Annotated in this window: 12 protein-coding genes and 1 pseudogene; 5 read left to right on the plus strand and 8 right to left on the minus strand. The window is 66.5% G+C overall.

Annotation, left to right across the window (positions count from 1 at the left end; translation table 11 throughout):
• Positions 1 to 189, plus strand: a pseudogene (locus tag JO236_RS16045) (hypothetical protein); the annotation flags it as partial.
• Here JO236_RS16045 and mutM read toward each other — a convergent pair.
• The 4 genes from mutM to sepIVA form a co-directional block, all read right to left on the minus strand.
• Positions 177 to 1,055, minus strand: coding sequence for a DNA-formamidopyrimidine glycosylase (gene mutM / locus JO236_RS16050; RefSeq protein ID WP_293332195.1), 879 nt, complete (start codon positions 1,053 to 1,055; stop codon positions 177 to 179). The pseudogene JO236_RS16045 and the gene mutM overlap by 13 nt on opposite strands.
• On the minus strand, positions 1,055 to 1,768 hold the full coding sequence (gene rnc, locus JO236_RS16055) for a ribonuclease III (protein ID WP_293332198.1): 714 nt from the start codon (positions 1,766 to 1,768) through the stop codon (positions 1,055 to 1,057). Before rnc ends, mutM begins: the two co-directional genes overlap by 1 nt.
• Positions 1,765 to 2,370: a YceD family protein gene (locus JO236_RS16060; protein ID WP_293332200.1), complete on the minus strand. Its 606-nt coding sequence runs from the start codon at positions 2,368 to 2,370 to the stop codon at positions 1,765 to 1,767. Before JO236_RS16060 ends, rnc begins: the two co-directional genes overlap by 4 nt.
• A gap of 86 nt (positions 2,371 to 2,456) precedes the next feature.
• Positions 2,457 to 3,194, minus strand: a complete 738-nt coding sequence (gene sepIVA, locus JO236_RS16065) for a cell division protein SepIVA (RefSeq protein WP_293332224.1) — start codon at positions 3,192 to 3,194, stop codon at positions 2,457 to 2,459.
• A gap of 386 nt (positions 3,195 to 3,580) precedes the next feature.
• Here sepIVA and JO236_RS16070 point away from each other — a divergent pair, with 386 nt between their 5' ends.
• From JO236_RS16070 to purU, 4 genes are all read left to right on the plus strand, one after another.
• Positions 3,581 to 6,076: a type I polyketide synthase gene (locus JO236_RS16070; protein WP_416362264.1), complete on the plus strand. Its 2,496-nt coding sequence runs from the start codon at positions 3,581 to 3,583 to the stop codon at positions 6,074 to 6,076.
• A 109-nt stretch (positions 6,077 to 6,185) separates the two neighbouring features.
• The gene (locus tag JO236_RS16075) at positions 6,186 to 7,367 is read left to right on the plus strand and encodes a permease (protein WP_293332203.1); all 1,182 of its coding nucleotides are present in this window, start codon (positions 6,186 to 6,188) and stop codon (positions 7,365 to 7,367) included.
• Between the two features lie 115 nt (positions 7,368 to 7,482).
• Positions 7,483 to 8,859 (plus strand): HNH endonuclease signature motif containing protein, encoded by a 1,377-nt coding sequence (locus tag JO236_RS16080; RefSeq protein ID WP_293332206.1) that lies wholly within the window; start codon positions 7,483 to 7,485, stop codon positions 8,857 to 8,859.
• A gap of 42 nt (positions 8,860 to 8,901) precedes the next feature.
• Complete coding sequence (purU, locus tag JO236_RS16085) at positions 8,902 to 9,798, plus strand: formyltetrahydrofolate deformylase (RefSeq protein WP_293332209.1); 897 nt, start codon at positions 8,902 to 8,904, stop codon at positions 9,796 to 9,798.
• Positions 9,799 to 9,813: 15 nt separating this feature from the next.
• On the opposite strand, the gene JO236_RS16090 is transcribed toward purU, so the two are convergent.
• From JO236_RS16090 to JO236_RS16105, 4 genes are all read right to left on the minus strand, one after another.
• Complete coding sequence (locus JO236_RS16090) at positions 9,814 to 10,866, minus strand: NAD-dependent epimerase/dehydratase family protein (protein ID WP_293332212.1); 1,053 nt, start codon at positions 10,864 to 10,866, stop codon at positions 9,814 to 9,816.
• 47 nt (positions 10,867 to 10,913) lie between these two features.
• On the minus strand, positions 10,914 to 11,306 hold the full coding sequence (locus tag JO236_RS16095; protein WP_293332215.1) for a nuclear transport factor 2 family protein: 393 nt from the start codon (positions 11,304 to 11,306) through the stop codon (positions 10,914 to 10,916).
• Positions 11,299 to 11,778 carry a pantetheine-phosphate adenylyltransferase gene (gene coaD / locus JO236_RS16100; protein ID WP_293332218.1) on the minus strand — a complete coding sequence of 160 codons (480 nt, stop codon included), beginning with the start codon at positions 11,776 to 11,778 and terminating at the stop codon, positions 11,299 to 11,301. The genes JO236_RS16095 and coaD overlap by 8 nt, the downstream gene beginning before the upstream one ends.
• 11 nt (positions 11,779 to 11,789) lie before the next feature.
• The coding region (locus JO236_RS16105; RefSeq protein ID WP_293332221.1) for an RsmD family RNA methyltransferase at positions 11,790 to 12,153 on the minus strand (364 nt) is incomplete at its 5' end.

Raw genomic sequence — 12,153 nt, forward strand, 5'->3', positions numbered from 1 at the left:
GCGTTCGCCGCCCACCGCTCACAGATCGGCAGCAGCGGCACGAGCGCGCCAATGTTCGGGCTCCTGCTTCGGTTGCCACCCCAGGCGTTCGGCCTGCTGTTCGCCCATGAGTGGTTCGTCGACCCGGCGTTGTCCCAAGGATTCCGAGGACGCGTGTACCGCGACATCTTCGAGCCCTATCCGCGTTGACGCGAAAAGCGCGGCGGCGGTTGACACTTCGGGCAGTAGAACGACGAGCGGTTCATGAACCTTTCGCGACGCAGCACCGCGCCGCAGCGCCGGCAGTGTTCGCCTTCGCGACCATAGGCGTCCAGCGAGCGATCGAAGTAACCCGACTCCCCGTTGACGTTGACGTACAGCGAATCGAACGACGTCCCGCCCTTGGCCAGCGCTTCGCGCATCACCTCGGTGGCCGAAGCCAGCACGGCGGACAACTGCTTGCGGGTCAGCGTGGCGGCGATCCGCGCACCGTTGACCTTGGCCCGCCACAGCGCCTCGTCGGCGTAGATGTTGCCGATCCCGGAGACCACGGTCTGGTCCAGCAGCTGACGCTTCAGCTCGGAATGCTTGCGCCGCAACACCTTAACCACAGCGTCGGCGTCAAACCGCGGGTCCAGGGGGTCGCGCGCCAGGTGCGCAACGGGCACCGGGACCACGCTGCCATCCACCGTCACCAGATCGGCGAGCAGCCAGCCGCCGAACGTTCGCTGGTCGGCGAAGCTGAGCAGCGTCCCGTCGTCCAGCAGCGCGGAGATCCTGACGTGCTCGGCGCGCGGGACCGTTCCGAGCAACATCTGCCCGCTCATGCCCAGGTGGACCACCAGCGCGCTGTCCGCGGCACCGTCGGGAGTATCGAGCGTCAACCACAGGTACTTGCCTCGCCGGTCCGTGCCGGTTATCTGCGCATTCAGCAGCCGGGCCGTCAGGTCGGCGGGACCGGCGTCATGCCGACGAACCGCGCGGGGATGGTGCACCCGAACCGCGGTGATGGTCCTGCCCACCACGTGCGCCTGCAAGCCGCGGCGCACGACCTCGACTTCGGGCAGTTCCGGCATTAGCTACCGGGAACGGCGCTGTCCAGTACGTCCAGCGCGTTCCAGGCGGCCGCCGCAGCTTTTTGTTCGGCTTCCTTCTTGGAGCGGCCCACGCCCGTCCCGTACTCGGTGTCCATGACGACGACCACGGCCGTGAACTCCTTGTCGTGGTCCGGGCCGGTCGAAGTCACCACATACGAGGGTGCGCCCAGGGAACGCGCCGCGGTCAGTTCCTGCAGGCTGGTCTTCCAGTCCAACCCGGCGCCGAGTGTGGGGGCGGCGTCCAGCAGCGGGCCGAACAACCGCAGGATCACCTCGCGGGCCGACTCGATGCCGTGTTGCAGGTAGATCGCGCCCAGCAGCGATTCCATGCCGTCTGCCAGGATGCTGGACTTGTCGGCTCCCCCGGTGTTCGCCTCGCCGCGCCCGAGCAGCAGGTGAACGCCCAGACCGTCCTCGGAGAGTTTGCGCGCCACGTCGGCCAGTGCGTGCGTATTGACCACACTGGCCCGCAGCTTGGCCAGGTCCCCCTCGGAGCGATCGGGATGGCGATGGAACAACTCGTCGGTGATGGTCAGCCCCAGCACGGCGTCGCCGAGAAACTCCAGCCGCTCATTGGTCGGCAGGCCACCGTGCTCGTAGGCATAGCTGCGATGCGTCAACGCCAGCGACAGCAGCTCATCGGGCAGGTCGATACCGAGCGCGTCGAGCAGGATTCGTCGCGTTCCCGTCACCGCTCACCCCCCTGCGTGCCGGGGGCGTCGGTCTCCTGTGCGGGATCCAGCAGCACCGCCAGCTTGGCCCACCGCGGGTCGATGCGGTCATGGTGATGACCCGGGTCGGCGGCCAGCGCAGCACCGCATTCGGGGCACAGGCCCGGGCAGTCCGGCCGACACACCGGCGAAAACGGCAGATCCAGCCCGACGGCATCGATGATGGACTGCTCGAGGTCGACGGTGTCGTGAACAACCCGGGGAATCTCGTCCTCCTCGGTGGTCGCCTCGGTGGCGCTTTCGGGATACGCGAACAACTCGGTCAAGGCGACATCCACACGGCCCTGAACCGCACCCAGACAACGGGCGCATTCGCCGACCGTGGGCGCGGTGACGGTTCCGGTCACCAGCACGCCCTCGGACACCGATTCGACGCGAAGGTCCAGGTCCAGCGGCGCCCCACGCTCGATCGCGATGAGTTCCAGTCCGATGCGCAACGGGCTGGCTACGGTCTCCCGCAACTCGACCATCGCGCCCGGCCGCCGGCCCAACCGGGCGATGTCGACAACCATCGGCGAGCTCCGACGCCGCTGCACCGTGGGACTATGCTGCTGCCGCGCCATAGGGCAGATCCTACGGGGCGCGCCCCTTCGCCCGGCGCCACTTTGGCCGTCCAGCTGAGTTCCGCGGCGTCCCCTGCCGCGTCGCGCTACCTGGTCGCGTAGTCGTGCGTGCCGGCCGCCGTGCGAAGTTGGTGACGGCCGCGGCCGACGGAACGAATCGTGCCGTTGAGGAATTCCTCGAACTCGGCGAGCTTGCTGTCGACGTAGATGTCGCATTCGCCGCGCAACCGGTCGGCCTCGGCGTGCGCGGTGTCGATGAGCCGGGTTGCTTCGGAATTGGCCACCTGCACGACTTCGTTCTGCGAGACCAGGCGCTGCTGCTCCTTGATGCCCTCTTGGACAGCCTTCTCGTAGGAGATGTTGCCGTTTTCGATCAGCCGGTCGGCCTCGGACTTGGCGCGACTGACGCTGGCCTCGTACTCCCGTTTGGCCGCGGTGGCGATGCGGATCGCCTCCTCGCGGGCCTCGCCGACCATTCGTTCGCTGTGCTGACGGGCCTCGGCCACCATGCGGTCGGCCTGTGCTTTGGCGTCGGACAGCAGCCGGTCGGCCTCGGCGCGGGCGTGGTTCAGCATCGACTCGGACTCGGTGGTCGCCGAGGAGACCATGGAATCGGCGTGCGTCTTGGCATCGTGCAGCATCGAATCGCGCGCGTCGAGCACGTCCTGCGCGTCGTCCAGCTCGCCGGGGATCGCATCCTTGATGTCGTCGACCAACTCCAGCACGTCGCCGCGGGGGACGACGCAGCCGGCGGTCATCGGCACGCCGCGGGCTTCTTCGACGATGGCGCTCAATTCGTCGAGCGCTTCAAAGACTCGGTACACGGCCATACCCTCCTGGCATCCTGCAAGATTCTGTTGTTACCAGTGTGCCTGGTGTTACCTCTGTGACAGCGGTGGCGACGTCGGTGTGTCGGACCCAATTTGCTGCGCTTGGGCTTTCCGAACTCCCGGACTCCAACACGATCTCCCACAGCGTATCGTCGCCGCTCCCACCGCGGCGGCGATGCTGGCGAGCCAGTTTGCCCGAGAGCCCCGCTCGACGGTCCGGGCCGGCATTCCGGCGGGCGCGGTATGCTGCTGGCCGGCGGAATCGGGGGCCCTGCGGCGGACCATTCCGATGACCACGATGATCACCATGTTGTGTGCACGGCCCGGCTGCGTGCCGGCCACGACGCCCAGCTGAAAGCTGCAATGGAGGGCGCCGAGCAATGACAAGCCTCGCCGATCGCGCGGCCCAAATGTCGCCGAAGGCACGCGAAATGCTCGCGCGCGAGCTGGTTCGGGCGGGAACGGCGTTCCCGACCGATATTTGCGAGCCGATCGCGGTGATCGGGATGGGATGCCGGTTTCCCGGCAACGTTGACGGCCCCGGAACCTTCTGGGAGTTGCTTGTCGACGGCCGAGACGCCGTGCACGAGGTGCCGCCAGATCGATGGGATGCCGCCGCCTATTACGACCCCGACCCGCAACAGCCGGGCCGGATGACGACGAAATGCGGGGGCTTTCTGGGCGACGTCGCCGGCTTCGATGCCGAGTTCTTCGGCATTTCCCCCGCGGAAGCCGCGGCGATGGATCCGCAGCACCGGTTGTTGGTCGAGATCGCTTGGGAAGCGCTCGAGCACGCCGCCCTGCCGCCCGAGTCGCTGGCCGAAACCCGCACCGCCGTCATCATGGGGTTGTCGAGCTGGGACTACTCCATCCTCAACGTCGAGCAACAGGCGGACATCGACGCCTACACGAGCACCGGAACCCCGCACGCCGCCGCAGTAGGGCGGATGTCCTCTCTGCTGGGGGTGCACGGCCCGGCCCTGGCAGTGGACACCGGCGGCTCGTCGTCGTTGGTCGCAGTGCACCTGGCCTGTCAATCTCTGCGGTTGCGGGAAAGTGATCTGGCACTGGCCGGAGGGGTGCAGCTGGCGTTGTCACCGTTCGCGTCGATCGCGGCCGCCAAGCGCTCGGTGCTGTCGCCGACCGGTCGGTGCAAGACCTTTGACGCCGCGGCCGACGGCCTGGTGCGCGGCGAGGGCTGCGGGGTGGTGGTGCTCAAGCGGATGTCCGAGGCCACTGCGGACGGTGACCGGGTGCTCGCGGTAATCCGCGGTTCGGCGATCAACCAGAGCGGCCGAACCGGCAGGTTCACCACGCCCGATCCGCGAGCGCAGCGGGAGGTCATCGCCGCCGCGCTGCGGCAGGCCGAGGCAGCAGCGGACAGCGTGAGCTACGTCGAAACGCACGGAACCGGGACGCCGCTGGATGATGCCGTCGAGTTGGAGGCGTTGGCGGCCACCTACGGCCGCGGTGGCGGCGGCTGTGCGCTGGGGGCTGTGAAGACCAACCTGGGACACCTGGAGGCGGCGGCCGGGGTGGCGGGGTTGATCAAGGCGATATTGGTGGTGAGCCGGGGATACATCCCGCGCAACCTGCATTTCGCTCACTGGAACCCCAACTTTGACGCCTCGTCGACTCGACTGTTCGTCCCCATTGAGGGTGTCGCGTGGCCTGCCGGGTCGGGTCCGCGACGCGCGGCCGTGTCGGCGTTCGGCTCGAGCGGTACGAACTCACACGTGGTGATCGAGCAGGCCCGAAAAGTGTCACCGGCGCGGCGTGCGCCCGAGCCGCTGGTGTCGACGTTGGTGGTCTCGGCCAAGACACCGCGCCGAGTTGCCGCGTGGGCGGACGCGCTGGCCGACTGGATTGAGGGACCAGGTGCCGCAACGCCTTTGACCGATATCGCGTACACGCTCAATCACCGGACCCGCTATGCCACGGTCGCCGCCGTGGTGGCCCGCGACCACGCGCAGGCAGTGACGGCGCTGCGCGCAGCCGCTGCCGGTAAGCCCGCTCCCGGTGAGGCCGAATTGCAGGATGGCTTGCCGAGGCCGGGCACCGTGTTCGTCTACCCGGGGCTCGGCTCGGAGTGGGTCGGCATGGCACGCCACCTGATCACTGACGAGCCGGCTTTTGACGCCGCCCTCACCAAACTCGACTCGATGTTGATCCGCGAGGCCGGCTTTTCGCTGTACGAGGTACTGGCAAGCAGCTCAGAGCTGGTCGGCATCGAAGAGATCTATCTGAGCCTGACCGGCATGCAACTGGCGTTGACCGCACTGTGGCGCTCCTACGGGGTGCATCCCGACCTGGTCATCGGCCACTCCCTGGGCGAGGTGGCCGCCGCGGTGGTGGCCGGGGCACTGACGCCGGCCGAAGGATTGCGGGTGAGCGCGGCCCGTGCGCGGCTGATGACCTCGGACGACGCCGCCATGGATGCGCTGCAGTCCGCGATGCGTTCCGAGCTTGCCGGTCTGAGCCCACGCACCGCCACGATTCCGATCATCTCCACCACCTACGAAACTTTCGACACCCCAGTGGCTTTCGATGCCCAGCATTGGGCCGCCGCCAACGTGACTAACCAGGCCCACCTCCCGCAGGCCGTCATCCGGGCCGGTGCCGATCATCACACCTTCATCGAAATCAGTACCCACCCCTTGCTGACCCAGGTCATCAGCAAAACCCTCGGCAGCGATTACCGAAGCGTCGGAACGCTGCACCGCGACACCGACGACACCATCACCTTTCACACCCAGCTCGCTTCGATCGGGAAAAGCGCGCCGGACCCCCCCGGTGCCCGCCTGGCCGACATACCCGCCAGCCCATGGCAGCACACTCGGTACTGGATCGAAAAGCGTTCCGCGACACCGGAATAAGCCACGCTCGAACCCGACCGGCCGTACGCAGATACCCCCGTGGGGTATTGTACAATCAGCCGCACGGCGTGGAGCCGACTCTGCGGAACAGCACAAATCGGAGGACCCAATGGCAGACAGAGCGTTACGTGCGGTCGGGCACGCGTTGGCGCTGACGGGGTCGATGACCTGGGAGATTCTGTGGGCACTGATCCTCGGCTTCGCGTTGTCGGCCGCCGTGCAGGCCGTCGTGCGCCGCGCCACGATCGTGTCCTTGATGGGCGACGACAGGCCGCGCACCCTGGCGGTCTCAGCCGGGCTTGGGGCCGCGTCGTCGTCGTGTTCGTATGCCGCGGTGGCCTTGGCCCGATCGCTGTTCCGCAAGGGCGCTAACTTCACCGCCGCCATGGCTTTTGAGATCGGCTCCACCAACCTCGTGGTGGAGCTGGGCATCATCCTGGCTCTGCTGATGGGCTGGCAATTCACCGCGGCGGAGTTCGTCGGCGGCCCGCTGATGATCGTGGTCCTGGCGGTCCTGTTCCGGCTGTTCGTGCGCACCCGACTCATCGAGGCCGCCAGGGAGCAGGCGGACAAGGGCATCGCGGGATCCATGGAAGGGCACGCGGCCATGGACATGTCCGTCGGCGGCGAGGGCGCATTTTGGCGACGGCTGTTGTCTCCGCAGGGCTTTACGTCGGTTTCACACGTGTTCGTGATGGAGTGGTTGGCGATCCTGCGCGACCTGGTGGTGGGTTTGTTCATCGCCGGCGCCATCGGCGCGTGGGTGCCCGAAACTTTCTGGCAGAGTTTCTTTTTGGCGAATCACCCCGGTTGGTCGGCGCTGTGGGGACCGATCGTGGGACCCATCGTGGCGACCCTGTCATTCGTCTGCTCGATCGGCAACGTGCCACTTGCCGCGGTGCTGTGGAACGGGGGCATCAGCTTCGGCGGTGTCATCGCGTTCATCTTCGCCGACCTGCTGATCCTGCCGATCCTCAACATCTACCGCAAGTACTACGGCACCAGGATGATGCTGACGCTGCTGGGCACCTTCTACGTCGCGATGGTGGTCGCCGGCTATATCGTCGAATTGCTATTTGGCACGGCACATCTCATTCCCACCACGCGAAGCGCGATCGTCATGACCGCCGGGATTTCGTGGAACTACACCACCTGGCTCAACGTCGCGTTCCTTGCGCTCGCGGTGGTTCTCGCGGTCCGGTTCGTCACCTCGGGCGGAATGCCGATGCTGCGCATGATGAATGGCTCGCCTGATGCCGAGCACCACGATCACAGCCAGGGGTGTCACTAACGGCGGCTAGGCCAGTTGTCCTTCGTGGCCGCAGGTTTATCCAGACTCGGGCGCTCATCCACAGCTAGCGCTGCACGCACGCCGTAGTGTCGGGGGTCCGGCGTAGAATTCGAACATGCATTCGAGCAGCCTAGAGGAGATCGCGGAGGCGTTCGACGCGCTGCGCGCGGCGATGTCGCGCGTCTGCGGCCTGAGCTTCGAGGTGTTGACCACCCCGGAGCGGTTAGCGTATTTGGCGAACCTCGAACAGCAGGCACGCACGTTGGCGGCGCCCGGGCATGCGCTGATCAATCAGCTCGCAGAGCAGGCCGACGAGACGGCGTTGGGTGGCCGGCTGCCGCACGCCCTGGCCGATCGGTTGAACATCACCCGGGGCGAGGCCACCCGCCGCGTGGACGAGGCCGCCGACCTGGGCCCACGCCGCGCGTTGACCGGGGAAGTGCTGCCGCCAGTGTTAACGGCCACCGCCACCGCCCAGCGTGAGGGAAAGATCGGACGCGAACATGTGCGGGTCATCCGCAAGTTTCTCCGCAAGCTGCCCGGCTTCGTCGACCTGGCCACCCGCGAACACGCCCACGCCAACCTCGCGCAGGAAGCGACTCACTGCCGTCCTGACGAGCTGGCCCAACTGGCCGACCACGTGATGGACTGCCTGCACCCGGACGGCGACTACACCGACGCGGACCGCGCGCGGCGCCGCGGACTGGAACTGGGCAAGCAAGACACCGACGGGATGTCGCGGATTTCGGGTTGGATCACCCCGGAGCTGCGTGCGGGCATCGAAGCCCTTTGGGCCAAGCTGGCCGCCCCGGGCATGTGCAACCCCGACGACCAGTCCCCGATAGTCGATGGCCCCGCCCCCGAAGAGACCGCACGCCGTGATCTCCGTTCTCGAGGGCAGCGCCAGCACGATGGGCTCAACGCTGGGGTGCGCGCGCTGCTGGCCAGCGGGAAACTGGGTCAGCACAACGGGTTACCGGCCACCATCATCGTTACCGCCGAACTCAAAGACCTCGAACTCGCCGCCGGTCACGGGTTGACCGCCGGCGGCACCATCCTGCCGATGTCCGACGTGATCGCGATGGCCGGCCACGCACACCACTACCTCACCATTTTCGACAAAGGCAAAGCGTTGGCGCTGTACCACACCAGGCGCCTCGCCTCCCCGGCACAGCGAATCGTCCTGTGCGCCAAGGACCGCGGCTGCAGCCGGCCACGGTGCAACGTGCCGGGGTATTGGACCGAAGTCCATCACGTCGAGCCCTGGGCTAAAACCCACCACACCGACATCAACGAACTCACCCTGGCCTGTGGCGCCGACCACCCCCTCGTCGAACCCGGCGGCTGGAGCACCCGCAAAAACACGCACGGCGAGACGGAGTGGATTCCGCCACCCCACTTGGACTACGGACAGCCCAGAACAAACACGTTCCACCACCCGGAAAAAATGCTCAGGGCCGACACTGAAGACGACGAGGACGACGACCCGTAGCCACCGGATTCGCTAACCAAGGCGGTATCCTGACCCGCGGCAATGTCTGGCAACTATCCGCGACCGCCCGTCGGTCCCCCACCGCCGACCGATATCGGTCGGCTACTACTGCGTTGTCACGACCGCCCCGGAATCATCGCCGCGGTGAGCGCGTTCCTGGCCGGCGCCGGTGCCAACATCATTTCCCTGGATCAACACTCCACCGCGCCCGAAGGTGGAACGTTCTTGCAGCGCGCGATCTTTCACCTGCCCGGCCTGACCGCAGCCATCGACGAGTTGCAGCGCAACTTCGGCAGCACCGTGGCCGCCGAGTTCGACATCGACTACCGCTTTACCGAGGCGGCCAAGCCCAAACGGGTCGCGATCATGGCAAGCAAAGAGGACCACTGCCTTCTGGATCTGTTGTGGCGCAACCGTCGTGGCGAACTTGAGATGTCGGTCGCCATGGTGATCGCCAACCATCCCGAGCTGGCCGAGCGGGTACGCCCCTTCGGCGTGCCGTTCATCCACATCCCCGCCACCCGCGACACGCGCGCAGAAGCCGAACAGCGTCAGCTCCAATTGCTCGGCGGCAACGTCGATTTGGTGATACTCGCTCGCTACATGCAAATGCTGACCCCGGAGTTTCTCGACGCGATCGGCTGCCCGCTGATCAACATTCACCATTCGTTCCTGCCCGCCTTCACCGGCGCATCCCCGTACAAGCGCGCCCGAGAACGCGGCGTCAAGCTGATCGGCGCGACCGCCCACTACGTGACCGAGGCCCTCGACGAGGGACCGATCATCGAACAAGACGTCGTTCGCGTCGACCACAATCACACCGTCGACGATCTGGTGCGTGTCGGCGCCGACGTCGAACGCGCGGTCCTCTCCCGCGCCGTGCAATGGCACTGTCAGGATCGCGTCATCGTGCACCACAACCAGACGATCGTCTTCTGATACCGGCCGCACAGGTCACGCGGTGTCCACCGCCGTCTCGCCGAACCTGGCGCGCAGGGCCGTCCACACATCGGCGTACTCGCCGGGCATGTTGCGATAGGCCCCGTGGCGTTTCATGAACTGATGGGCCACGGGCGCGGCGAGCCGCATCGGGTAGCGCTTCCATCCGGCCCGTGCGCGCATCTCCGCCAGCATGTCGGGCCACGAATGCTGATGGAAGTTCAACAGCCGCTGCGCGTGGGCGACATCCATCCAGTCGTTGAGATACCAGTCGGCGTCGCTGCCGTTGGGGTTGCCGGGCCGGCCCTGCGGCAGCAGCCCGACCATGCCCTGAGCGGCCGCCATGGCCGATCCGATCTCGCCCTGCCGCAGCTGCAGCGACTCGTCGCCGGCGATCAACAGAATCTCCCCGACGACGTCGGCCCGCGCGGCCGTCGCGAATGCCGTTGCGACGTCGCGGGTATCGACGCAGTGCACCCTGCAGTCGGTCGGCACCGCGCTGCCGAAGTAGACGATGTCGGAGCTGAAGGGCATCGCCGACGGGTCGACGCTGAGCACGCCGCCGAGCCGCAACACCACCCAGGCCAGGCCCGAGGCCCGCACTAGTTGTTCGGCTTCCACCTTGTGGCCGCTGTATAGCTCGCACGGTCGAAGGGGCGTGTCCACGCCAAGCCGTTCGGAGTAGCGATAGGGGTTGCGTCCGCCGTAGACGGCGGCGCTAGACGCATGCAGGAAGCGTGGCGGATCCGGTTGGCTTTCGGCGGCCCGCACCAGCGCGGCGGTGGCATCGACGTTCACCTTGCGCGCGAGCTTGGCGTCACGGTAGACCAAAGGCGGAATAACGGCCGCCAGGTGAACGATCACGGTGGGTTTCACCTCGGACACCAACCACTCGACCTGGGCGGGCTCCGTCAGGTCAGCCCGTCGGGTTTCTACGACCGCCGGCCATCGTTCGTTGGCATTGTGATGAGCGGCGGCAACCACATGCCAGCCGTCGGCCGCGAACCGCCTGACGGTCTCCGGCCCGACCAGACCGAAGGCGCCGGTAATCAACACGGTCTCCGACATCGTTGTCCCTTCTGCAGGGGACGGTAACCCAACCGGCAAATCGAGCGCTAGGCCTGCAGAAGCTCGGTGATCGCCAACGGATCCTTGTAATACACGTCGAGGTCCACGATCAATCCGCCGCGAACCGTGTAGACCTCAACCAGATTCATCTCGAGGCTGCTTCCCGACGCCCGCGCGGTGAACTTCAGCCGGAAGCGCATCGCAACCGTGTCTTCGGCCAGAAGGTACTGGATGGCCTCACCAGGCGTCAGCTCCAAACCTTCGTTCATTTTCGCGTAAAGGTCGAAAAAGCCTTGCGGACCGTGGTATTCGCCGCTGAACGGCATCCCACCCGCCTCATGGACGACGAAGTCGTCATGCAGCAGGGCGCCGGCCTCATCGAACCGTTCCTCGGCAATGGCTTTCATGAATTCGCCGACGACGGCTTGCGCCTCACTCATGCGAAAGCCGTTCGCGCAATCGGCGATTCACCGGCTCGGGCAACAGCTCCGACACGTCGCCACCCAGCGTCGCGACTTCTTTGGCCAGCGACGACGACACGAACGAATACCGCGGCGCGGTCGCGACGAAGAACGTGTCGACGCCCGCCACATGCTTGTTCATCTGTGCCATCTGCAGCTCGTATTCGAAGTCGGTGCCGGTGCGCAAACCCTTCACAATGGCATTGATCCCACGGGCTTTGGCGAAGTCGACTACCAGGCCCTGCCCCGCCTCAACCCGCAGATTGGGCAGGTGTGTCGTGGACTCCTCGACCATCGCGATCCGCTCGCCGAGATCGAACATGCCCTTCTTAGCGGGGTTGACCAGGATTGCGACCACGACTTCGTCGAACTGGGCGGCGGCGCGCTCGAAGACATCGATGTGGCCCAACGTCACCGGATCGAATGATCCCGGGCATACCGCGCCGCTCATGTGCGATGACGCTACACGGTGGCTGGGACCCATTCGGCCAGCTCCAAGCGGGTGTCGCCGTAAACCCGGTGCTGCCAGGCATCCCACCCGTCGGGCCAGCTCAACACTCGACTACCAGTTGCGCGCTCGACAACGGCGACGGTTCCCTCATGCACCCAGCCGTGAGCCGTCAACGCGGTGAGCAGGCGCTCGACCTCGCCCGCAACGACGTCGTAGGGCGGATCCGCCAGCACAAGATCGACCGCCGCGGTGGCACCGGCGGCCAATATGTCGGCGACGCGGCCGCGCCGCAGGATGGCGCCGGGCAAGCCGAGGGTGGCGATGTTGCGTTCGATCACCGCCGCCGCGCGGCGGTCCGACTCGACGAACATGGCC

Source organism: Mycobacterium sp. (assembly GCF_019247635.1).
Classification (GTDB): Bacteria; Actinomycetota; Actinomycetes; order Mycobacteriales; family Mycobacteriaceae; genus Mycobacterium.

Coding starts and splice junctions, on each gene's coding strand:
- purU (WP_293332209.1), top strand. CDS start 8,902: ATGTCTGGCAACTATCCGCGACCGCCCGTCGGTCCCCCACCGCCGACC.
- JO236_RS16090 (WP_293332212.1), bottom strand. CDS start 10,866: ATGTCGGAGACCGTGTTGATTACCGGCGCCTTCGGTCTGGTCGGGCCG.
- JO236_RS16080 (WP_293332206.1), top strand. CDS start 7,483: ATGCATTCGAGCAGCCTAGAGGAGATCGCGGAGGCGTTCGACGCGCTG.
- JO236_RS16095 (WP_293332215.1), bottom strand. CDS start 11,306: ATGAGTGAGGCGCAAGCCGTCGTCGGCGAATTCATGAAAGCCATTGCC.
- JO236_RS16075 (WP_293332203.1), top strand. CDS start 6,186: ATGGCAGACAGAGCGTTACGTGCGGTCGGGCACGCGTTGGCGCTGACG.
- mutM (WP_293332195.1), bottom strand. CDS start 1,055: ATGCCGGAACTGCCCGAAGTCGAGGTCGTGCGCCGCGGCTTGCAGGCG.
- JO236_RS16070 (WP_416362264.1), top strand. CDS start 3,581: ATGACAAGCCTCGCCGATCGCGCGGCCCAAATGTCGCCGAAGGCACGC.
- coaD (WP_293332218.1), bottom strand. CDS start 11,778: ATGAGCGGCGCGGTATGCCCGGGATCATTCGATCCGGTGACGTTGGGC.
- JO236_RS16060 (WP_293332200.1), bottom strand. CDS start 2,370: ATGGCGCGGCAGCAGCATAGTCCCACGGTGCAGCGGCGTCGGAGCTCG.